The organism is Pseudomonas sp. GW821-FHT09C09 (assembly GCF_059418105.1).
This window is the reverse complement of record NZ_JBWKPF010000003.1, coordinates 245150-265781: the sequence shown is the minus strand read 5'-3', so window position 1 is coordinate 265781 and position 20632 is coordinate 245150. Positions and strand designations below refer to the sequence as shown.

General features: G+C 60.5%; 18 protein-coding genes. 8 read left to right on the top strand and 10 right to left on the bottom strand.

Annotated elements, in window-relative coordinates; all coding sequences use genetic code 11:
• Positions 1-389 precede the first annotated feature (389 nt).
• From tssI to AC07NR_RS10875, 3 genes are all read left to right on the top strand, one after another.
• Entirely contained in the window at positions 390-3731 is a 3342-nt protein-coding gene (tssI, locus tag AC07NR_RS10885; protein ID WP_495078553.1) for a type VI secretion system tip protein TssI/VgrG, read from the top strand.
• Complete coding sequence (locus AC07NR_RS10880) at positions 3724-4413, top strand: DUF2931 family protein (protein ID WP_495078552.1); 690 nt, start codon at positions 3724-3726, stop codon at positions 4411-4413. The genes tssI and AC07NR_RS10880 overlap by 8 nt, the downstream gene beginning before the upstream one ends.
• A gap of 230 nt (positions 4414-4643) precedes the next feature.
• The gene (locus AC07NR_RS10875) at positions 4644-4892 is read left to right on the top strand and encodes a hypothetical protein (RefSeq protein ID WP_495078551.1); all 249 of its coding nucleotides are present in this window, start codon (positions 4644-4646) and stop codon (positions 4890-4892) included.
• 130 nt (positions 4893-5022) lie between these two features.
• Here the strand turns inward: AC07NR_RS10875 and AC07NR_RS10870 are convergent, their stop codons facing one another.
• The 3 genes from AC07NR_RS10870 to AC07NR_RS10860 all read right to left on the bottom strand — a co-directional run bounded on the left by AC07NR_RS10870 (position 5023) and on the right by AC07NR_RS10860 (position 6828).
• Entirely contained in the window at positions 5023-5298 is a 276-nt protein-coding gene (locus AC07NR_RS10870) for an HU family DNA-binding protein (RefSeq protein ID WP_003213368.1), read from the bottom strand.
• 192 nt (positions 5299-5490) lie between these two features.
• Positions 5491-6639, bottom strand: coding sequence for an NAD(P)/FAD-dependent oxidoreductase (locus tag AC07NR_RS10865; protein ID WP_495078550.1), 1149 nt, complete (start codon positions 6637-6639; stop codon positions 5491-5493).
• Positions 6640-6660: 21 nt separating this feature from the next.
• On the bottom strand, positions 6661-6828 hold the full coding sequence (locus AC07NR_RS10860; RefSeq protein WP_007954349.1) for a rubredoxin: 168 nt from the start codon (positions 6826-6828) through the stop codon (positions 6661-6663).
• A gap of 199 nt (positions 6829-7027) precedes the next feature.
• Between AC07NR_RS10860 and AC07NR_RS10855 the strand changes: the two genes are divergently transcribed.
• Both AC07NR_RS10855 and ubiA read left to right on the top strand, forming a co-directional pair.
• Positions 7028-7579 (top strand): chorismate--pyruvate lyase family protein, encoded by a 552-nt coding sequence (locus AC07NR_RS10855; RefSeq protein ID WP_495078549.1) that lies wholly within the window; start codon positions 7028-7030, stop codon positions 7577-7579.
• Positions 7579-8469 (top strand): 4-hydroxybenzoate octaprenyltransferase, encoded by an 891-nt coding sequence (ubiA, locus tag AC07NR_RS10850; RefSeq protein WP_495078548.1) that lies wholly within the window; start codon positions 7579-7581, stop codon positions 8467-8469. Before AC07NR_RS10855 ends, ubiA begins: the two co-directional genes overlap by 1 nt.
• 63 nt (positions 8470-8532) lie before the next feature.
• Here the strand turns inward: ubiA and AC07NR_RS10845 are convergent, their stop codons facing one another.
• Positions 8533-8916: a COG4315 family predicted lipoprotein gene (locus AC07NR_RS10845; protein ID WP_085708820.1), complete on the bottom strand. Its 384-nt coding sequence runs from the start codon at positions 8914-8916 to the stop codon at positions 8533-8535.
• A gap of 151 nt (positions 8917-9067) precedes the next feature.
• On the opposite strand from AC07NR_RS10845, the gene phoB reads away from it, so the two are divergent.
• The 3 genes from phoB (at position 9068) to AC07NR_RS10830 (ending at position 12570) form a co-directional block, all read left to right on the top strand.
• Complete coding sequence (gene phoB, locus AC07NR_RS10840) at positions 9068-9757, top strand: phosphate regulon transcriptional regulator PhoB (protein ID WP_003229608.1); 690 nt, start codon at positions 9068-9070, stop codon at positions 9755-9757.
• A gap of 38 nt (positions 9758-9795) precedes the next feature.
• Entirely contained in the window at positions 9796-11118 is a 1323-nt protein-coding gene (gene phoR, locus AC07NR_RS10835; RefSeq protein WP_114886403.1) for a phosphate regulon sensor histidine kinase PhoR, read from the top strand.
• 111 nt (positions 11119-11229) lie between these two features.
• Positions 11230-12570, top strand: a complete 1341-nt coding sequence (locus AC07NR_RS10830; protein ID WP_007954342.1) for a hemolysin family protein — start codon at positions 11230-11232, stop codon at positions 12568-12570.
• A 6-nt stretch (positions 12571-12576) separates the two neighbouring features.
• Here the strand turns inward: AC07NR_RS10830 and AC07NR_RS10825 are convergent, their stop codons facing one another.
• From AC07NR_RS10825 to AC07NR_RS10800, 6 genes are all read right to left on the bottom strand, one after another.
• Positions 12577-13473: a peptidoglycan DD-metalloendopeptidase family protein gene (locus tag AC07NR_RS10825; protein WP_085708818.1), complete on the bottom strand. Its 897-nt coding sequence runs from the start codon at positions 13471-13473 to the stop codon at positions 12577-12579.
• Positions 13474-13617: 144 nt separating this feature from the next.
• On the bottom strand, positions 13618-14574 hold the full coding sequence (locus AC07NR_RS10820; RefSeq protein ID WP_114886407.1) for a response regulator: 957 nt from the start codon (positions 14572-14574) through the stop codon (positions 13618-13620).
• Positions 14575-14751: 177 nt separating this feature from the next.
• Positions 14752-15513 (bottom strand): phosphate signaling complex protein PhoU, encoded by a 762-nt coding sequence (gene phoU / locus AC07NR_RS10815; RefSeq protein ID WP_016985766.1) that lies wholly within the window; start codon positions 15511-15513, stop codon positions 14752-14754.
• A gap of 65 nt (positions 15514-15578) precedes the next feature.
• Positions 15579-16412: a phosphate ABC transporter ATP-binding protein PstB gene (gene pstB, locus AC07NR_RS10810; protein WP_065258233.1), complete on the bottom strand. Its 834-nt coding sequence runs from the start codon at positions 16410-16412 to the stop codon at positions 15579-15581.
• A gap of 82 nt (positions 16413-16494) precedes the next feature.
• Positions 16495-18165, bottom strand: a complete 1671-nt coding sequence (pstA, locus tag AC07NR_RS10805; protein WP_114886409.1) for a phosphate ABC transporter permease PstA — start codon at positions 18163-18165, stop codon at positions 16495-16497.
• Positions 18166-18180: 15 nt separating this feature from the next.
• On the bottom strand, positions 18181-20214 hold the full coding sequence (locus tag AC07NR_RS10800) for an ABC transporter permease subunit (protein WP_170931577.1): 2034 nt from the start codon (positions 20212-20214) through the stop codon (positions 18181-18183).
• Between the last annotated feature and the right edge of the window lie 418 nt (positions 20215-20632).

The following is a 20632-nucleotide window of genomic DNA, read 5'->3' as shown; positions in this document are numbered from 1 at the left end:
TACGGATGAAAGCATGACAAAAACGGAAAAAATTTGAAGTAGGACGCTTCCGAAAATACACGCTCATCTATTAACAAATGACTGGCGACAACTGCAAACAATAAAAGTGCCATCAAATTGATGGCAATTCATATGTTGGATATTGTTGAAATACCTGCACAGACAGGACTATCGCAGGGTTTCCTTATCGCCTTGAATCACTTTCCCACAGGCATTTCCCACAACCCTGGCGCTGTTTTACAACGCGGAATGTTCCGACTTAAACCAGGGACTCTTCTTACATAAATTTGTTTCACGCCTTGTTAGCGTGCCGGGCAATGTTCGCGTGCGCTGACCAGGGAGGGTTTCGACATCACGCCAAATTTCCCTCTCTGCTTAAGGACAAGCGTATGTCTGGAGCTGTCAGTTCTGCGCGCCTTACGCTGCAGATTCCCGTCGTTCGCAACGACTTCAAGGTGTTGGCTTTCGAGGGTTCCGAGGCCGTCAGCACGCTTTATGCCGTCAAGGTAGAACTGGTCTGCGAGGTTCCTGATTTCGACATGGAACCTTTGCTTGGTCAGCCGGCGTTCCTGCGCTTCGGACTGGATGGCGAAGGTATTCACGGGTGCATCGAGGATGTACAGGCAGGTGAGTCGGGAAAGCGCCTGTCGCACTATGGCCTGACACTGGTTCCAGTCCTCCACTATTTGCAGTTCAGTCGCGATCAACAGATTTTCCAGAACCAGACTGTCCCGCAAATCATCACCCAAGTGCTCAAACGTCACGGCATCCTTGCCGATGCATTCAGGTTCCATGTCCAGACCTTGCCACCACGCGCGTACTGCACCCAGTACGGTGAAAGCGATTTCGAGTTCATCCAGCGCCTGTGCGCCGAAGACGGCATCGCATGGCATCACCAGCACTCGGTGGAGAGGCACTTGCTGGTGTTCACCGATGACACGGTGTTCCTGCCGACATTGCACGCAACAACCTACCGGCACGACAGCACGATGGTGGCGGAGCACCCGGTGGTCCACCGGTTTTCCTGGCACGCCCGAACACGTACCAGCCGCGTCACCCGTCGGGACTACGACCTGAAGCGCCCGCACCTGTTGCTTGAAAGCCGATTTGTCGCCGATTTCACACCCGGACTTGAGGACTATCGCTATCCGCTGGCGATGGAGAACGAAAAACGCGGCAAACAACTTGCCCGTCAGGCCCTGGAACGCCATCGCGCCGATTATGAAACGGCCGAGGGTCAGAGCAACCAGCCAACCCTGCGCTGTGGCCACCTGTTCGAACTGACCGAACATCCCCGCAAGCAATGCAACGGGCTGTGGCAATTACTCGAAGTCACGCACACCGGGCGACAACTTCAAGTTCTGGAGGAGCACGCTACAAACGAATCCACTACTGCAGACGGTTTTACCCAGGGATATCGCAACAGCTTCCGCGCCATACCTGCCGAAGTGGTTTTCCGCCCTCAACTGCCTGCGCGCCGGCCACCGTTGGTGAGCCAGACGGCTCGGGTAACCGGGCCAAAAGGTGAAGAGATCTACTGCGATGAGTTCGGTCGCGTGAAGATCGAATTCCACTGGGACCGGGCCGAGCTGAACAGCGAACGCAGCAGTTGCTGGGTACGAGTGTCGTCGACCTGGGCCGGAAACGGTTTTGGCGCAATGGCCCTTCCCCGCATCGGAATGGAAGTCGTGGTGACCTTTCTGGAGGGCGACCCCGATCAACCACTGATTACCGGTTGCGTGATCAACAAACTCACGCCCGCGCCTTACAGATTGCCCGAGCACAAGACCCGCACCGTGCTGCGCAGTCGCAGCTCACCCGACACCGGCGGCTACAACGAACTGACGCTAGAAGACCGTGCCGGCCAGGAACTGGTTTACCTGCGCGCCCAACGCGACATGGAGCGGCAGATCCTCCATGACAGTCGACTGGAAGTCGGACGCGATCGACGGGAAAGCATCCAGGGCAGCAGCCAGACATCTGTCGGCAAGGTCATTGCCGCCGAGGCGGGACAGCACGTGCAGATCAAGGCCGGTGCCAATGTGGTGCTGGATGCGGGCGCCAGCATCACGCTGAAAGCAGGCGGTCATCACATCGTGATCGACGAGGGCGGGATCTTCAGCAGTACCGAGATTGTGACGGGCGGCGAGGTATCCAGGGATGAATCTGCCAAGCGTTTTGTGTCGCAGGCCACGGGTAATCCGGCAGCGAGACAGACGAACGCCTCGCAATCCTCCCCAGAGGAAAGCGAGCTCGAAGAAGAGGAAGAAGAAGTCGAGCTGGAGGATGAAACGCCTGCCGGGATTACGTTGCGGATTGGCGTGTTTTTCGATGGGACGGCGAACAACCTGTTTAACAGCGAACACGTAAAGGGCTGTCATGCACGAGATGTAAATCTGGAAAAAGAAGCTGAGGACATTCAAAAGTTCTGCCAAATGAACGGATATGACGCGAAGGGCAATGCGCCGGATAACAGCTATGGGAATGACACCAGCAATGTGGCGAAATTGTTTGGGTTGTATAGAGATGACCAAGTTCGGCAACTGAGTGAGGACGAAACTATCGGGTACATCCCGATCTACCTTGATGGCATCGGCACCAGCAGGCATGAAGGTGACTCGACCCTTTCGCAAATAACCGGCACAGGTGCACAAGGAATAGTGGCGAAAGTTCAACAAAGCCCGGCTCGTATCCTAGATGGGATTCGCCTTTTCGAGTTGGCGAACCCGACCCGCAAGATTAAGGCAGTTCAATTCGACATCTTCGGCTTCAGCCGCGGCGCCGCAGCGGCGAGGCACTTTGCAAATGAAGTGTTAAAAGGCGAGCAAAGCCCATTGGCCCGTCTCATCCCGGCAGACTCTCCGCTATTTCTTGAGGGTTTCTCCTGGCGCGCCAACAGCGATTCCAGCATCAACTTTATCGGCATCTTCGACACGGTTGCCGCCGTAAGCAGTATGGCTGACGGCGATTTCAGCGCTCATGACGCCAACAACCCCGGCATCAACCTGTATCTGGCGCCCGGCATGGCGAAGAAAATCGTGCATCTGGTTGCCCAGGACGAGCGTCGCCACAACTTTTCGCTCAACAGCGCCGGCAATGCCGACATTGTGTTGCCAGGCGTTCACGCTGACCTGGGAGGCGGATATCTGCCGGGTTTCGTCGAACGGGTACTGCTTGGCAAGCCGCGCTGCAGCCGCGATGTGGATTTTAATACCCCTTCGTCGGCAACCAATGCTTATCGATTGGCTGAACAGGAACTCCGTCGGCTTCAGGACCAATTGCGGCTTTATGGGCTACCCCTTCAAGTGAAAACCTGGGCAGTGGAAACGGTCAGTAACGTCAAGGGCGACAGGCGAAAATCAAAAAATGTGTATGCGGCAGTCTATTGCGAACGCATCGTGCGCAATGATCTGTCCCTGATTTACCTGCGAATCATGCGGGAGTTGGCGACCCGGAACGGTGTCGAGTTCGAAACGATTAACGAAGAAACTCAGAGTTACGCGTTACCAGAAGAGCTCATGGGTATTGCCCAAAAATTGATGGCTTATGCACTGGGCGAAACCCGCAATACCGGCCTTGGCCTGAACGAGCATGCGGTACTCGCTCAACGCTACATCCATCTGTCATCCAACTGGAATGCTGCGAAGGGTTTGAACGAAACCGAATTGAGCATCCTGTTTATCAATCGTCCTGCCGAAAAGTCTGTTCGCGTGGTGCACCCCAATGCGTGAGAACTCATACATGCTCAAAACTGGCGTCACATGGATACTGGTTGCTTTGCTGGGCGGCTGCGCATCCCGTAGCACAAGTTCACTGCCTTATGACGGCTGGATGCTCAGGTTTTTCACACCCGACTACATGGAGGCCTGGATCGAAACTGCCGATGTCGTGGACGTAAACAAACGCGTCTTTCTGAACGCAGCCTGGGGAGTTCCAGCGTTTGTCTATCCTCGACCGCACAGTAAAGGCGTACCCACCACTTTTCGTGGGCAGGCACCAGGATGGCCAGAACATCCGGTAGGCAAAGGTCGACGTGTCACGGGGGCCGCGCTGCCCTATCTGGTTTACGTCCGCTGGCAGTCCATGGCCGAACCACAAACTTACAGAGCCTTCATAAAAATCCCGGATTCAGTGCGCCAGACAATGCTCAAGGGTGAGAGAGCTTTCTGCAGGGCGGACGGCAAGTGGATCACGGATTACCGAAATATGATGGTCATCGGCCTCGCGCCAGGCGGCATCACCAAGGTCTGGCTTGGCGGCCAGTGTCTTTTGTCGACCGAGGTCATGCGGGTCCAGGGCAAGGTCTATCCCAAAGACCCCTACGATGGCAAATCCAACGGAAGGCACAGGGAGCTCTATGAAGAATCCAAGGCCTACATCGAAAAATACGGTATCCCGTACGAAAGCTGGTAAGGCATCCCTCCTCCAGTCACTCGCCGTTTGCAATCGCTGCACAAAGGGATCCGCAAGTAATAAAAGGGAGCGTTAAAAGCATCATGAGCGGTAGACACAATAAACAATCAATATCGGGGATTGGATGCGTACTGGTTGTCATGCTGACGCTCACAACCAGCACCTCTGTTCGAGCTGAAGGCTGCGTTGGTATTGGATGCCTGATGAACGGTGGTCCCCTGGAGTTCTCAATGCTGACGGGTATCGGCTTGCTTTTCACAGTGGCGGGACCGTTCATTTCAACTTCGGAAGCCAGTGCAAACAAATCCTCGAAGCATTACACCCAAGCCCTGATAGACGATGCAGCTACGCATCTGGCGACGGAGGGCGAATACGAAAGCCCCATACTCGAGTCCGAATGGCATAAATACCTGAAATCCTATGGGCACCAGCCAAGCAAGAACGAGTTCGCCAGAATGGTGCTGGCCACCTACGGGTAACCGGCCAAGACAAATGCCATTACGATCTGCCAAGTCCGGTTCGGCTGGTCAACAGCCAACAAAAATGGGCATCCGACCGCAATCGAGATGCCCATTTTTTATTCCGCTCCCCCGCTATGCGGGCGGTGGATTACGGATTGACGCTGTCTTTCAACGACTTGCCCGGCTTGAACGCAACAGTGTTGCTGGCCTTGATTTTGACGGGTTCACCGGTTTGCGGGTTTTTACCGGTGCGGGCACCGCGATGGCGTTGCAGGAAGGTGCCGAAGCCGACGAGCGTGACGCTGTCCTTGCGGTGCAGGGCGCCGGTGATTTCTTCGAGGACGGCATTGAGAACGCGGTTGGCCTGCTCTTTGGTCAGATCCGCTTTTTCAGCGATTGCAGCGGCGAGTTCTGGTTTACGCATTAGTGAAGCCCCTTTGAGTCGGTTTTTTGTTGTTATGTCCGTGCTGCTCTCGTTGGAACAGCGCCCAAGGCGCCGCAGGCTCTACTCTGCGGCAGACGGGAGTGAGAATGGCACGCGGATAAGGGCGGCGCCAGTCTCCCCGCGACCTTTGTGGGGGCAAAAGCGGGGTGATTCCGACAGAACGACCGGTATTTACGCCAGCAAGGCCGGAAGCTGTTTGTTCAGCGCGAGTTTTTCCATCACCGCCGCGCCGGTCAGGGCGTAACCGAGCAATTGCCCTTGCGCGTCGTGACACAGCGCCTTGACATCGGCGCCCTGCGCTTCGACGGTCCAGACGCCTTCGCGGCCCCGTGGCGGCGGCGAAACCACCAGCGGGCAGACCGGGGTTTTCACGGTAATCGGCATCGGTCCGTAGCTCACCACGGTCGGGTTGCCGGCCAGGGTCTGTGCCAGCGCTCGCGCACAACTCATGAGGGGCATGACGTACAGAAGATTCAGCCCGTCGACCTCGGCGCAGTCGCCCAGGGCGTAAATATTGGCGTGAGAGGTTTGCAGATGGCGGTCGACCATCACACCGCGATTGGTCTGAATGCCGGCGGCGGCCGCCAGATCGATTCGCGGGCGCAGACCAATGGCTGACACCACTACATCGCACGGGATGACCTGACCGTCCGAGAGGTGTGCTTCCAGCCCATCGGCGACTTTCTGCAAACGGGTCAGCACCGGGCCGAGGTGAAAACGCGCGCCCAGGCTTTCCAGCCCGGCCTGCACCGCCGCCGCAGCGGACGGGTGCAACAGGGTCGGCATCACCTGCTCGCACGGCGCAACCAGTTGCACTTCGTAGCCGCCGAGGATCAGGTCGTTGGCGAACTCACAGCCGATCAGACCGGCTCCGAGCAGCAACACCCGACGCTTGCCTGCCGCCGCCGCGCGAAAACGTGCGTAGTCTTCGAGATCGTTGATCGGGAACACCAGATCCCCGCCATCGCCCTCGATCGGCACACGCACGGTTTCCGCGCCCCAGGCGAGGATCAGGTCGCGATAATTCACCGCTTCCTCACCGATCCACAGGCGCTTGTGGCCCGGGTCGATGCCGCTGATGCGGGTGTGGGTGCGGACCTCGGCCTTCAACTGCTCGGCCATGGCGCCCGGTTCGGCCATGCTCAGGCCGTCGGCGTCCTTGTTCTTGCCGAAACCGGTGGACAGCATCGGCTTGGAGTAGGAACGACCGTCATCGGCGGTAATCAGCAGCAGCGGGGTTTCGCCATCGAGTTTGCGAAACTCGCGGGCCAGGTTGTAACCCGCAAGCCCAGTGCCAACGATTACGACAGGTGCGCTCATGCCCTACTCCTCAGTGTTTTCTCAGTTGATTTCGATCATTTCGAAGTCCATCTTGCCGACGCCGCAGTCCGGGCACAGCCAGTCTTCCGGCACGTCCTGCCACAGGGTGCCCGGCGCAATGCCGTCATCCGGCCAGCCGTCGGCTTCGTTATAGATCAGGCCGCAGACCACACATTGCCACTTTTTCATTCAGGTACTTCCTCAGGATTCAGGCTTTAGCCGGCGCGGACGGTCGATGGTGCAGCGCTGCCATCCGGCTCAGGGCGTTTTGTACTGATGGTACCGGCCAGATGCAAGCCTGTTCGGCGCAATGGCGGCCCGGATCAATCAAATTCGCGGTGCGCCATGGTAAGCTCGCCGCCTCATTTGCTGCCAATAATGACTCATTGTGCAACTCAAAAACGCCCCGTTGTGGCGCCCGCAAAGCCACCTGACACCCCTCCCCGACACGTCCACGCTCGACTGGCTGTTCGACGAAGGCTCCCTGACCCGCCGCCTGACCCGCCTGTCCGATGACGGTTTCAGCGTCACGCCGCTGTTCGAAGGCTGGCAGACCCTGCGCGACGACGAATGCGCGGCGCTGGACCTGGCCGAAGGCAGCGAAGGCTGGGTGCGCGAGGTGTACTTGCGCGGTCATGGTGAGGCCTGGGTGTTCGCTCGCAGCGTGGCGTCGCGCAGCGCCTTGCAGGGCGACGGCTTGCATATGGATGAACTGGGCAGCCGCTCGCTGGGCGAACTGCTGTTCTGCGACCACGCGTTTCAGCGCCGCGCCATTGAAGTCTGCCATTACCCGGAACATTGGCTGCCCGAGGATTCTCGGGCCAACGGTCTGTGGGGCCGCCGTTCGCGTTTCGACCGTGGTGCCTTGAGCGTACTGGTGGCGGAGATTTTCCTGCCTACGCTGTGGGAAGCCGCCCGCGCCCGTCCGGAGAACTGCTGATGTATCAAAGCCTGCTCAAATCCCTGAATCGCCTGAACCCGCGCGCCTGGGACTTCATCCAGCTGACCCGCATGGACAAGCCGATCGGCATTTACCTGCTGCTGTGGCCGACGCTCTGGGCGCTGTGGATTGCCGGCAAAGGTTCGCCGTCGCTGGCCAACGTCGTGATTTTCGTCCTCGGCGTGGTGCTGACCCGTGCCGGCGGCTGCGTCATCAACGACTGGGCCGACCGCAAGGTCGACGGCCATGTGAAGCGCACCGCCGAACGCCCGCTGGCTGCCGGGCGGATCAGCTCGAAAGAGGCGCTGGTGTTCTTCGCCCTGCTGATGGGCGTGAGTTTCCTGCTGGTGCTGTGCACCAATGCCGCGACGATCTGGCTGTCACTGGGCGGTCTGGCGCTGGCGTTCACCTATCCGTTCATGAAGCGCTACACCTATTACCCGCAAGTGGTGCTGGGGGCGGCGTTTTCCTGGGGCATGCCGATGGCGTTCACCGCCGAAACCGGTGAACTGCCGGCGACGGCCTGGCTGCTGTGGATCGCCAATCTGCTGTGGACCGTGGGCTACGACACTTATTACGCGATGACCGACCGCGACGATGACCTGAAGATCGGCGTGAAATCCACGGCGATCCTGTTCGGCGAAGCGGACCGGGTGATCATCCTGACCTTGCAGGCGCTGTCACTGGGCTGCCTGTTGCTGGCCGGGTCGAAGTTCGAGTTGGGGACGTGGTTCCACCTCGGCCTGCTGGTGGCTGCCGGGTGCTATACGTGGGAGTTCTGGTACACCCGCGACCGGGACCGGATGCGCTGCTTCAAGGCGTTCCTGCACAACCATTGGGCCGGTCTGGCGATTTTCGTCGGGATCGTGCTGGATTACGCGTTGCGCTGACCTCAAAGCATCGCGGCCCGAGGCAATGCCGGCGGGCCGCGATGCTGTTTCACTGCCGATGGCTTACTTGTGCTCGTGAACCACGTGCCATGCGTCCATCTTGCCGTCGCCCATCATGTCACCCGGCTTGGCGTCCATTTTGAAGGTATACAGCGGCTTGCCGTCGTAGGCGTACTGCATCTTGCCGTCGTCGCGCTTGATCACCGTCCACTTGCCTTCCGCCTTCGCACCGGCCGGCGCCATCATCGGAGGCCAGTTGTCGGCGCACTTGTCATTGCACATCGACTTGCCGCCAGCGTCCTTGTCGAACGTATAAACGGTCATGCCTTTGTGATCGACCATCATGCCGTCTTTCATCATTGCCGGTTCAGCGGCCATCGCAAGGCCGGGCAGCGTCACGGCAGCAGCCATCAGCAGAGCTTTAAAGGAAGCAGTCATTTGAGTCATGGAAACCTTCTTTTGTGGTTGTCAGGATTCGGACTTAGAGCTTAGTTCAGGATTTGCACAATCGCCGCTGGACTAAAATACTGTCACACGACTGCAATAATTCCGTTATCTAATGCGGCGCAAGACAGTTAAATGACAAGAGGATTAAGGCATGGTTGGCAGGAGCATTCTGATCGTCGACGACGAAGCGCCCATTCGCGAAATGATCGCCGTTGCGTTGGAAATGGCCGGCTATGACTGCCTCGAGGCAGAGAACTCGCAGCAGGCGCACGCCATTATCGTCGACCGCAAGCCGGACCTGATCCTGCTCGACTGGATGCTGCCCGGCACCTCCGGCATCGAGCTGGCCCGTCGCCTCAAGCGTGACGAGCTGACCGGGGACATCCCGATCATCATGCTCACGGCCAAGGGCGAAGAGGACAACAAGATCCAGGGCCTGGAAGTCGGCGCCGACGACTACATCACCAAACCGTTTTCCCCACGCGAACTGGTGGCACGCCTGAAGGCTGTGCTGCGCCGCGCCGGCCCGACCGATGGCGAAGCGCCGATCGAAGTCGGCGGCCTGCTGCTCGACCCGATCAGCCACCGCGTGACCATCGATGGCCGTCCGGCCGAGATGGGCCCGACCGAATACCGTCTGCTGCAATTCTTCATGACCCACCAGGAACGCGCCTACACCCGTGGCCAGTTGCTGGATCAGGTCTGGGGCGGCAACGTCTATGTTGAAGAGCGCACGGTCGACGTGCACATCCGGCGCCTGCGCAAGGCCCTCGGCGACGCCTACGAAAATCTGGTACAAACCGTGCGCGGCACCGGCTATCGGTTCTCCACCAAGGCCTGAGCCGACCGCCAGACTCGCTGACAAGGACCGTATTTCCCGTGAATCAAAACTGGCATGGCACCCTGATTCGCCACATGCTGTTGCTGGTCACCGGCTGCCTGGTGATCGGCCTGATCACCGGCTACTACGGCTGGAGCCTCGCGGCGGGGCTGGGCCTGTACCTGGCCTGGACGCTCAAGCAACTGCTGCGCCTGCACGAATGGCTGCGCCTGCACCAGCCCGATGAAGCACCGCCCGACGGCTACGGACTTTGGGGTGAGGTGTTCGACAGCATCTACCACCTGCAACGCCGCGACCAACGGGTACGCGGACGCCTGCAGGCAGTGATCGACCGCGTTCAGGAGTCCACCGCCGCGCTGAAAGACGCGGTGATCATGCTCGACAGCGACGGCAACCTGGAATGGTGGAACCGCGCCGCCGAAACCCTGCTCGGCCTCAAGACCCCACAAGACAGCGGCCAGCCCGTGACCAACCTGGTCCGCCATCCGCGCTTCAAGGAATACTTCGAGCAGGAAAACTACGCCGAGCCGCTGGAAATCCCCTCGCCGACCAACGACCGCGTGCGCATCCAGATGTACCTCACGCGCTACGGCAACAACGAACACTTGATGCTGGTGCGCGACGTCACGCGCATCCATCAACTGGAACAGATGCGCAAGGACTTCATCGCCAACGTCTCCCATGAGCTGCGCACCCCGCTGACGGTGATCTGCGGCTACCTGGAAACCCTGCTCGACAACGTCGAGGAAGTGAACCCGCGCTGGAGCCGCGCCCTGCAGCAGATGCAGCAACAGGGCGGACGCATGCAGACCCTGCTCAACGACTTGCTGCTGCTGGCCAAACTGGAAGCCACCGATTACCCGTCGGACAACCAGCCGGTGCACATCGACACCCTGTTGCAGTCGATCAAGAGCGATGCACAGCAGCTGTCGGGGTCGAAGAATCAGAAAATCACCCTGGAAGCCGACGCCAGCATCCTGCTCAAGGGCAGCGAGGCGGAACTGCGCAGTGCGTTTTCCAACCTGGTGTTCAACGCCGTCAAATACACCCCGGCCGAAGGCAATATCCGCATCCGCTGGTGGGGCGACGATCAGGGCGCACACCTGAGCGTGCAGGACTCCGGGATCGGCATCGACAGCAAACACCTGCCGCGCCTGACCGAACGCTTCTACCGTGTCGACTCCAGCCGCAACTCCAACACCGGCGGCACGGGCCTGGGCCTGGCCATCGTCAAACACGTGTTGCTGCGCCACCGCGCGCGGATGGAGATCAGTAGCGTGCCCGGCCACGGCAGCACGTTCACCTGCCATTTCGCCCCGGCGCAGGTCGCCCAGGCACGGCTCATCAGCGCCGCTGAGTAATGCCGGACTAGGCAATCGCCAGGTCAGCCGCTACATTGGCTGACTTGCGCCTGCCTTTCAGGCGCGATTTCTTCTCTCTTACGAATCACACGGAACCCGCAAAACTCCATCATGGACCCTTCCCCTGGCTTGTCCCTCGCAACAATATTCGCCGATTTCGGCATGATTCTTTTCGCTCTGATCCTGGTTCTGCTCAACGGCTTCTTCGTTGCGGCGGAATTCGCCATGGTCAAACTGCGCTCGACCCGGGTCGAAGCCATCGCTGAACAGCACGGCTGGCGCGGGCACATCCTGCGCACCGTGCACAGTCAGCTCGATGCGTATCTCTCGGCGTGCCAGCTCGGTATCACCCTCGCCTCCCTCGGCCTGGGCTGGGTCGGCGAGCCGGCGTTCGCGCACATTCTCGAGCCGCTGCTGAGCGCGGTCGGCGTGCAGTCGGCCGAAGTCGTCAAAGGCATCTCGTTCTTCACCGCGTTCTTCATCATTTCCTATCTGCACATCGTGGTCGGCGAACTCGCACCCAAATCCTGGGCGATCCGCAAACCCGAGCTGCTGTCGCTGTGGACCGCGGTGCCGCTGTACCTGTTCTACTGGGCCATGTACCCGGCGATCTACCTGCTCAACGCCAGCGCCAACACCATCCTGCGCATTGCTGGCCAGGGCGAACCCGGCCCGCATCACGAGCACCATTACAGCCGTGAAGAACTGAAACTGATCCTGCACTCCAGCCGTGGCCAGGACCCGAGCGACCAGGGCATGCGCGTGCTGGCCTCGGCGGTGGAAATGGGCGAACTGGAAGTGGTCGACTGGGCCAACTCCCGGGAAGACCTGATCACCCTCGAGTTCAACGCACCGCTGAAAGAAATCCTGGCGATGTTCCGTCGCCACAAGTTCAGCCGTTATCCGGTGTACGACAGCGAGCGCAAGGAATTCGTCGGCCTGCTGCACATCAAGGACCTGCTGCTGGAACTGGCGGCGCTGGACCACATTCCCGAGTCGTTCAACCTTGCCGAACTGACCCGCCCGCTGGAGCGCGTGTCGCGGCACATGCCGCTGTCGCAGCTGCTTGAGCAGTTCCGCAAGGGCGGCTCGCACTTCGCCGTGGTCGAAGAAGCCGACGGCAACATCATCGGCTACCTGACCATGGAAGACGTGCTGGAAGTGCTGGTCGGCGATATCCAGGACGAACACCGCAAGGCCGAGCGCGGCATCCTCGCCTACCAGCCGGGCAAATTGCTGGTGCGGGGCGATACGCCGCTGTTCAAGGTCGAGCGCCTGCTGGGTATCGACCTGGATCACATCGAAGCCGAAACCCTCGCCGGGCTGATCTACGAAACCCTGAAACGGGTACCGGAAGAGGAAGAAGTGCTGGAAGTCGAAGGGCTGCGGATCATCATCAAGAAGATGAAAGGCCCGAAGATCATTCTGGCCAAGGTGCTGATGCTCGACTGACGGGGATTACCGCTTGCCCAACGCAAAGTTGGGCAACGCCCCCAGCGGCTGGTTGAACTGATACGGAATCGATACCAGCCCCCCTCCGGTATTGCGCTGTACCACGAAGTGCAGGTGCGGGCCGCTGCTGTTGCCGGTGTTGCCGGACAGCGCCAGCGGACTGCCCACCGCCACTCGCTGCCCTTCCCGCACACTCACCGACCCTTGCTTGAGATGCAGGTACACACCCATCGTGCCGTCGTCGTGCAGCACCCGCACGAAATTGCCGGAAGGATCGGTGCCGCGCCCGTTCTGCGAGTTCTCGATCTTCACCACCACCCCGGCCCGCGCCGCGATGATCGGAGTGCCCACCGGCATGGCTATGTCCATCGCGTATTTGTTCTTCGGCCCGTAGTGGCTGTAGTCGCCGTTGGCGCCCTGACTCAGGCGGAAGGGACCCCCACGCCAGGGAAACGGATAGCGATAGCTCTGGGCGGCGCCAGCGGGGTCGCCGAGGGAATACTGGAACTGCGGCGTATACACCAGCGGTTTGCCGCCGGACACCGCCGTCAGTAGCGCCAGCCGCGTGTTGCTGCGCGCCGGCAGCACCCGGCGGATCGTTTCCGTCGGTGCACCACGCACATTGCTCATCCCGGTGAACGCCAGTGCGACCTCCACCGGCGCATACAGGTCGTTGCGCACGAACACCACGTCGGTGCCCTTCTGTTTCTTGATGTCGAGATAGACCTGACGCTCGAGCCTCTCGACCATCCGGTCCTGAAACACGAACACCTGGGAGCCTTTGCTCGGACGGTCGCTGTACGAAACCACTCCGTTGGCATCGGTGGATTTGTAGATCGTCATGGCCACAGTCGAGGTGGAGGCCATGAACAGACCACAGAAAAACAGCAGGCGCAGGGGCATGGGCAAAGCTCTGTCGAGTAAGGCCTGGGAATGAGCCTAGCAGCTGAAGCAGACCAGGCTAGTCGACAGATGTTTCAATTTTGGCACAGCATGAAAAAAGACCGCAGCCTGTGTCAGGCGGCGGTCTTCTTTTGCCCGCGACGCTTATGCGCCCGGAACGAAGTGCTTCTGCGCCGTGCCGCGGGCGATCAGGCGGGAGATGTAGTCGAGCTTCTGCGCGTCCTGGTCGACGAAGCGGAAGGTCAGTTGCAACCAGTCGCTGTCGGGTTTCGGCTCGTGGGCGACCACGGCGTGCAGGTAGCCGTTGAGGCGAGCGATTTCGGCGTTGTCGCCCTGCTCCAGATCGAGCACGGCGCTGTCGAGGATCTGCGGCAGGGTGTCGGTGCGCTTCACTACCAGCAGCGCTTCCTTGATGCTCAGGGCCTTGATCACGCATTGCTGGGTGCCGCTTGGCAGGCGCAACTGGCCCTGGCCACGGCCGCTGGCCGGAGCAGCAGAGGCTGCCGGGGCTTTCACCGGCGGGCTGTTGAGCAGGCCACGCTGTGGCGCAGCAGCAGGTGCCGGGGCGGCAGCGGCAGGCTTGGCAAACGGGTTGGCCGCAGGCGCAGCCGGCGCAGAACCGACCACTGCAGCCTTGCCGCCGGTCAGTGCGCTCAGGGAGTCATTGCCGAACGCCGAGTTCATCTTGGTCGGGGCGCTGTTCATCAGGGCATCGAGCTTGCCGATCTTGTTCAGGGCCTGCTTGACCTTGGTCAGCAACTGCTCGTTGGTGAAGGGCTTGCTGACGTAGCCGGAAACGCCGGCCTGAATCGCCTGCACCACGTTTTCCTTGTCGCCACGGCTGGTGACCATGATGAACGGCATGGTCTTGAGGTTGTCCTGCTCACGGCACCAGGTCAGCAGTTCGAGACCGGACATTTCCGGCATTTCCCAGTCGCACAGCACCAGGTCGAAAGCCTCCTTGGCCAGCATGGCCTGGGCTTTTTTACCGTTGACGGCGTCCTCGGTGCGGATCCCCGGGAAGTAATTACGCAGGCACTTTTTCACCAGGTCACGAATGAACGATGCATCGTCCACGACCAACACACTGATCTTGCTCATCCAACACCCCTATTAAAATCCCGGCAAGCATAACGCTGGCTGATGGCACATTGCCAAAACTCTTCAGTCACGCCGGGACTTTTCGTTCGCGGGTGCTGCTTTTTAATTCGCTTCTGCCTATGAAAAGCAGAAACAAAAACGCCCGGCCAAAGGGCCGGGCGCTTTTCTCAGGCAATCTTACTTATCGTCAGCATTGCCCGGAACATTAGCGGTTTCGCCGCTTGTCCCTTCAACTTCTTCCTTCATGCGCTTGAGGCCCATGTGACGCACGTCGGTGCCGCGCACCAGGTAAATCACCAGCTCCGAGATGTTGCGCGCGTGGTCGCCGATCCGCTCCAGCGAACGCAGTACCCAGATGATGCTCAAGACCCGCGAGATAGAGCGCGGGTCTTCCATCATGTAGGTCGCCAGCTCGCGCAGGGCGGTCTTGTATTCGCGGTCGATGATCTTGTCGTACTGCGCCACCGACAGCGCCAGATCGGCGTCGAAGCGGGCAAACGCGTCCAGCGCATCGCGGACCATGTTGCGCACCTGGTCGCCGATGTGACGCACTTCGACGTAACCGCGCGGCGCTTCACCTTCCTCGCACAGCTGAATTGCACGACGGGCGATCTTGGTCGCTTCGTCGCCGATGCGCTCCAGGTCGATCACCGACTTGGAGATGCTGATGATCAGACGCAGGTCGGACGCCGCCGGCTGACGACGGGCCAGAATGCGCAGGCATTCTTCGTCGATGTTGCGTTCCATCTGGTTGATCTGGTCGTCGATCTCGCGCACCTGCTGGGCCAGGCCCGAGTCGGCCTCGATCAGCGCGGTGACCGCGTCGTTGACTTGCTTCTCGACCAGCCCGCCCATGGCCAGCAGGTGGCTGCGCACTTCTTCCAGTTCGGCGTTGAACTGCGCGGAAATGTGATGGGTAAGGCCTTCTTTACTAATCATGTTGGCGTCCTTGGAGCGTCCGGTAAGGTGCGAGCGTCAATTCAGTGAGCGACAACCAGCGTCTGCTAGCCGTAACGACCGGTGATGTAGTCTTCGGTCTGCTTCTTGGCCGGATTGGTGAACAGGGTATCGGTGTCGCCGAATTCCACCAGTTTGCCCATGTACATGAACGCCGTGTAGTCGGACACCCGCGCCGCCTGCTGCATGTTGTGGGTCACGATGACGATGGTGAACTTGGATTTGAGCTCGTAGATCAGCTCTTCGACTTTCAGGGTCGAGATCGGGTCGAGGGCCGAGCACGGTTCGTCGAGCAGCAGCACTTCCGGCTCCACGGCGATGGTACGGGCGATCACCAGACGCTGCTGCTGACCACCGGACAGGCCGAGGGCCGAGTCATGCAGACGGTCTTTCACTTCGTCCCACAGGGCCGCGCCCTTCAGTGCCCACTCGACGGCTTCGTCGAGGATGCGCTTCTTGTTGATGCCCTGGATGCGCAGGCCGTAGACCACGTTTTCGTAGATGGTCTTCGGGAACGGGTTAGGCTTCTGGAACACCATGCCGACCCGGCGACGCAGCTCGGCCACGTCCTCGCCCTTGCGGTAGATGTTGTTGCCGTACAGGTTGATCGCGCCTTCGACGCGGCAGCCGTCCACCAGGTCGTTCATGCGGTTGAAGGTACGCAGCAGCGTGGACTTGCCGCAGCCGGACGGGCCGATGAAGGCTGTCACGCGCTGTTTCGGAATGTTCATGCTGACGTCGTACAGCGCTTGTTTCTCGCCGTAGAACAGGCTCAGGCCCGGCACTTCGATGGCCACGGTTTCCTGTTCGAGGTTCAGGCTCTGCTTGTCGCGGCCCAGGGCAGACATGTTGATGCCGTGGGTATGTGTTTCGTGCTGCATGGGAGATCCCCTGTGCTAACAAATTCGGTTCGGTTGGCTGCCGGGAATCAGGCCGGCAGCCCTTCAATTCTTGTGACGGCGATCAGCTGTCCAGCGCCTTGTACTTCTCGCGCAGGTGGTTACGAATCCACACTGCCGACAGGTTGAGCACGGCAATCACCAGCACCAGCAGCAACGCGGTGGCGTACACCAGCGGTCGTGCGGCTTCAACGTTCGGGCTCTGGAAGCCGACGTCGTAGATGTGGAAGCCCAGGTGCATGATCTTCTGGTCCAGGTGCAGGTACGGGTAGTTGCCATCCACCGGCAGCGACGGCGCCAGTTTCACCACACCCACCAGCATCAGCGGCGCCACTTCACCGGCGGCACGGGCCACCGCGAGGATCATGCCGGTCATCATCGCCGGGCTGGCCATCGGCAGAACGATCTTCCACAGGGTTTCAGCCTTGGTCGCGCCGAGGGCCAGCGAGCCTTCACGCACGGTACGCGGGATACGCGCCAGACCTTCTTCGGTGGCCACGATCACCACCGGCACCGCCAGCAGCGCCAGGGTCAACGAAGCCCAGAGCAGACCCGGCGTACCGAAGGTCGGTGCCGGCAGCGCTTCCGGGAAGAACAGACGGTCGAGCGAGCCACCCAGCACGTAAACGAAGAAGCCCAGACCGAACACGCCGTAAACAATGGCCGGAACACCCGCCAGGTTGTTCACCGCGATCCGGATCACCCGGGTCAGGGTGTTCTGCTTGGCGTATTCACGCAGGTACACCGCCGCCAGCACGCCGAACGGGGTCACGATCATCGCCATGATCAGGGTCATCATCACGGTGCCGAAGATCGCCGGGAAAATCCCGCCTTCGGTGTTCGCTTCACGCGGGTCGTCGGACAGGAACTCCCAGACCTTGCTGAAGTAGAAGCCGACCTTGGTGAAAGTACCCATGGCGTTCGGCTGGTAGGCGTGAACCACTTTGCCCAGGCCGATTTCGATTTCCTTGCCGTTGGCATCGCGAGCGGTCAGGGCATCGCGGTTGAACTGCGCGTGCAGATCGGCCAGACGGGCTTCGACGTCCTGATAGCGGGCGTTCAGCTCGGCACGTTCGGCGTCCATGTCCGCTTGCGCGGTGGCGTCGAGCTTGCCTTCCAGTTCCAGTTTGCGACCGTGCAGACGGATGCGCTCGAGACCGGCGTTGATCGCGCCGATGTCGGTTTTTTCCAGGGTCTTGAGTTGCGCGGCGAGGCCGTTCACACGGTTGATCCGCGCCTGCAGCTCGGGCCAGGCCGCTTCGCCTTCGGCGATGACCTTGCCGTCCTGTTTGACGTTGACCAGGTAGCCGTAGAAGTTGCCCCACTCACGACGTTCCAGCGCCATCAGCTCCGGCGGGTTCTTCTGATCGGTCAGCCACTCGCCGACGATCCAGGTGAAGTCGTTGCCGTTCAGGTCGCGGTTGCCGACCTTGATCAGCTCGCGGGTCATGAATTCCGGGCCCTGGTCAGGCACCGGCAAGCCGGCGCTCTTCAGGCGTGCGCGGGGCACTTCTTCCTTCTGCACCACTTCGCCGATGACCAGGTGATTGCCCTGGCCCGGGACGTTGTAGCTGGCGTGGATCAGGTCCGCCGGCCAGAAGTGACCCAGACCGCGCACGGCAATCACCGCCAGCAGGCCAATGGTCATGATGACCGCGATGGACACCGCGCCACCGCTGATCCAGACGCCCGGGGCGCCGCTCTTGAACCATCCATTCAGGGAGTTCTGTTTCACAGACTTCTACCTTTCTTAAAGCGACGAGTATTTCTTGCGCAGACGCTGACGAATCAGTTCCGCGAGGGTGTTCATGACGAAGGTGAACAACAGCAGCACCAGCGCCGAGAGGAACAGCACGCGGTAGTGGCTGCCGCCGACTTCCGACTCCGGCATTTCCACCGCGACGTTGGCCGCCAGGGTGCGCAGGCCTTCGAACAGGTTCATTTCCATGACCGGGGTGTTGCCGGTGGCCATCAGCACGATCATGGTCTCGCCGACTGCACGGCCCATGCCGATCATCAGGGCCGAGAAGATGCCCGGGCTGGCGGTCAGGATCACTACGCGAGTCATGGTCTGCCACGGCGTGGCACCGAGGGCCAGCGAGCCCAGGGTCAGGCCGCGCGGCACGCTGAACACGGCGTCTTCGGCGATCGAGTAGATGTTCGGGATCACCGCGAAGCCCATGGCCAGACCGACCACCAGAGCGTTGCGCTGGTCGTAGGTGATGCCCAGGTCGTGGGAGATCCACATGCGCATGTCACCGCCGAAGAACCAGTTCTCCATGAACGGGCTCATGTACAGCGACAGCCAGCCCACGAACAGGATCACCGGGATCAGCAGCGCACTTTCCCAACCGTCCGGGACTTTCAGGCGGATCGATTCAGGCAGGCGGCTGAAGGTGAAACCGGCCACCAGGATGCCGATCGGCAGCAGCATCAGCAGGCTGAAGATGCCCGGCAGATGACCTTCCACATACGGCGCGAGGAACAGGCCGGCGAAGAAGCCGAGGATCACCGTCGGCATCGCTTCCATCAGTTCGATCACCGGTTTGACCTTGCGGCGCATGCCCGGGGCCATGAAGTACGCGGTGTAGATCGCCGCGGCAACCGCCAGTGGCGCCGCCAGCAGCATCGCGTAGAACGCGGCTTTCAGGGTGCCGAAGGTCAGTGGCGACAGGCTCAGTTTCGGTTCGAAATCGGTGTTGGCCGCAGTCGATTGCCAGACGTATTTAGGCTCGTCGTAGTTCTCGTACCAGACCTTGCTCCACAGCGCGCTCCACGACACTTCCGGGTGCGGGTTGTCGAGCAGCAGCGGTTGCAGCTTGCCGCCGGCTTCGACGATCACACGGTTGGCCCGTGGCGACAGACCGAACAGGCCCTGGCCTTCGACCACCTGATCGACCAGCAAGGTGCGGTGCGCGGTGCTGTGGAACACGCCGAGCTTGCCGGAGGCATCCAGGGCAACGAAGCCTTTGCGGCGCTCTTCGGCGGTGATTTCAACGATCGGCGTCTTGCCCATCTGGAAGGTGCGGATCTGCTTCAGACGCAGCTCGCCATCGGTGTCGCGGGCCATGAACCACTGGGCCAGGCCACCGGTGGAATCACCAACGATCAGCGAGATACCGCCTACCAGTTGAGTGGCGGCAGTGACTTGCGCGTCGGCGTTTTCCAGCAGCTTGTAGCGACCGTTGAGGCTTTTGTCGCGCAGGCTGAACACGTCAGCCTGAGCACGTCCGTTGACCACATACAGCCATTGCTGGCGCGGGTCGACGAAGATGTTTTTCACAGGCTCGGTCATCTGCGGCAGATCGATACGCTTCTGCTCGTTGGTGACTTCGCCGGTCATCATGTTTTCTTCGCTGGTCAGCGACAGCACATTGAGTTGCGAACCGGTGGAGCCGACCAGCATCAGGGTCGAGTCGGTGGCGTTGAGGCTGACGTGCTCCAGCGCACCGCCGCTCTCGTTCAGCGCAATCGGCGCCTCGCCGTACGGGAACTCGATCGCCGGGGTGATGGTTTTCTTGCCTTCCGGGTAGCTGACTTTATAGGTGTGACGGAACACCAGCGCCTGACCGTTGGACAGGCCCACGGCCACCAGCGGATGGCCCGGCTGGTCTTCACCGATGGAGGTCACACTGGCGCCTGCCGGCAACGGCAGATCGACGCGCTTCAATTCAGCGCCACTGTCGATATCGAAGAACAGCGCCTGGCCCTTGTCGGAAACGCGCATGGCCACCTGATTCTGCTCTTCGAGCGAAATCATCAGTGGCTTGCCGGCGTCCTGCATCCAGGCCGGGGTGATGGCGTCTTTCGCAGTCAGTTCGGCACCCTTGAACAGGGGCGCGACGACGTAGGCGAGGAAGAAGAAGATCAGGGTGATGGCTGCCAGTACCGCCAGACCGCCGACGAGGACGTACCAACGGGTGAAGCGATCCTTGAGCGCGCGAATGCGGCGCTTGCGTTGCAACTCAGGCGTATTGAAATCAATGCGCTTGGGAGGGTTCGTAGTCATTTTGGAATTGGCCAGATCATTCATGCGCACACCCTAGCGATCCTGTATGACAGAAAGATGACAATGCAGTGACGCACCAAATCCGCCGCCAGCAGGGCACTGGCAGTGGATAAAAGAATTCGGGGAGTGTGGGGGCCGGGCCGCTTGCGGGCCGGGCCCCACACGGGAGTCAGGCGGGGTTCACCCCTGACTC

Excerpts from the sequence above, each read along its gene's own strand:
- tssI (WP_495078553.1), top strand. The coding sequence starts at position 390 with ATGTCTGGAGCTGTCAGTTCTGCGCGCCTTACGCTGCAGATTCCCGTC.
- AC07NR_RS10880 (WP_495078552.1), top strand. The coding sequence starts at position 3,724 with ATGCGTGAGAACTCATACATGCTCAAAACTGGCGTCACATGGATACTG.
- AC07NR_RS10875 (WP_495078551.1), top strand. The coding sequence starts at position 4,644 with ATGCTGACGGGTATCGGCTTGCTTTTCACAGTGGCGGGACCGTTCATT.
- AC07NR_RS10870 (WP_003213368.1), bottom strand. The coding sequence starts at position 5,298 with ATGCGTAAACCAGAACTCGCCGCTGCAATCGCTGAAAAAGCGGATCTG.
- AC07NR_RS10865 (WP_495078550.1), bottom strand. The coding sequence starts at position 6,639 with ATGAGCGCACCTGTCGTAATCGTTGGCACTGGGCTTGCGGGTTACAAC.
- AC07NR_RS10860 (WP_007954349.1), bottom strand. The coding sequence starts at position 6,828 with ATGAAAAAGTGGCAATGTGTGGTCTGCGGCCTGATCTATAACGAAGCC.
- ubiA (WP_495078548.1), top strand. The coding sequence starts at position 7,579 with ATGTATCAAAGCCTGCTCAAATCCCTGAATCGCCTGAACCCGCGCGCC.
- AC07NR_RS10845 (WP_085708820.1), bottom strand. The coding sequence starts at position 8,916 with ATGACTCAAATGACTGCTTCCTTTAAAGCTCTGCTGATGGCTGCTGCC.
- phoB (WP_003229608.1), top strand. The coding sequence starts at position 9,068 with ATGGTTGGCAGGAGCATTCTGATCGTCGACGACGAAGCGCCCATTCGC.
- AC07NR_RS10830 (WP_007954342.1), top strand. The coding sequence starts at position 11,230 with ATGGACCCTTCCCCTGGCTTGTCCCTCGCAACAATATTCGCCGATTTC.
- AC07NR_RS10825 (WP_085708818.1), bottom strand. The coding sequence starts at position 13,473 with ATGCCCCTGCGCCTGCTGTTTTTCTGTGGTCTGTTCATGGCCTCCACC.
- AC07NR_RS10820 (WP_114886407.1), bottom strand. The coding sequence starts at position 14,574 with ATGAGCAAGATCAGTGTGTTGGTCGTGGACGATGCATCGTTCATTCGT.
- phoU (WP_016985766.1), bottom strand. The coding sequence starts at position 15,513 with ATGATTAGTAAAGAAGGCCTTACCCATCACATTTCCGCGCAGTTCAAC.
- pstB (WP_065258233.1), bottom strand. The coding sequence starts at position 16,412 with ATGCAGCACGAAACACATACCCACGGCATCAACATGTCTGCCCTGGGC.
- AC07NR_RS10800 (WP_170931577.1), bottom strand. The coding sequence starts at position 20,214 with ATGCAGGACGCCGGCAAGCCACTGATGATTTCGCTCGAAGAGCAGAAT.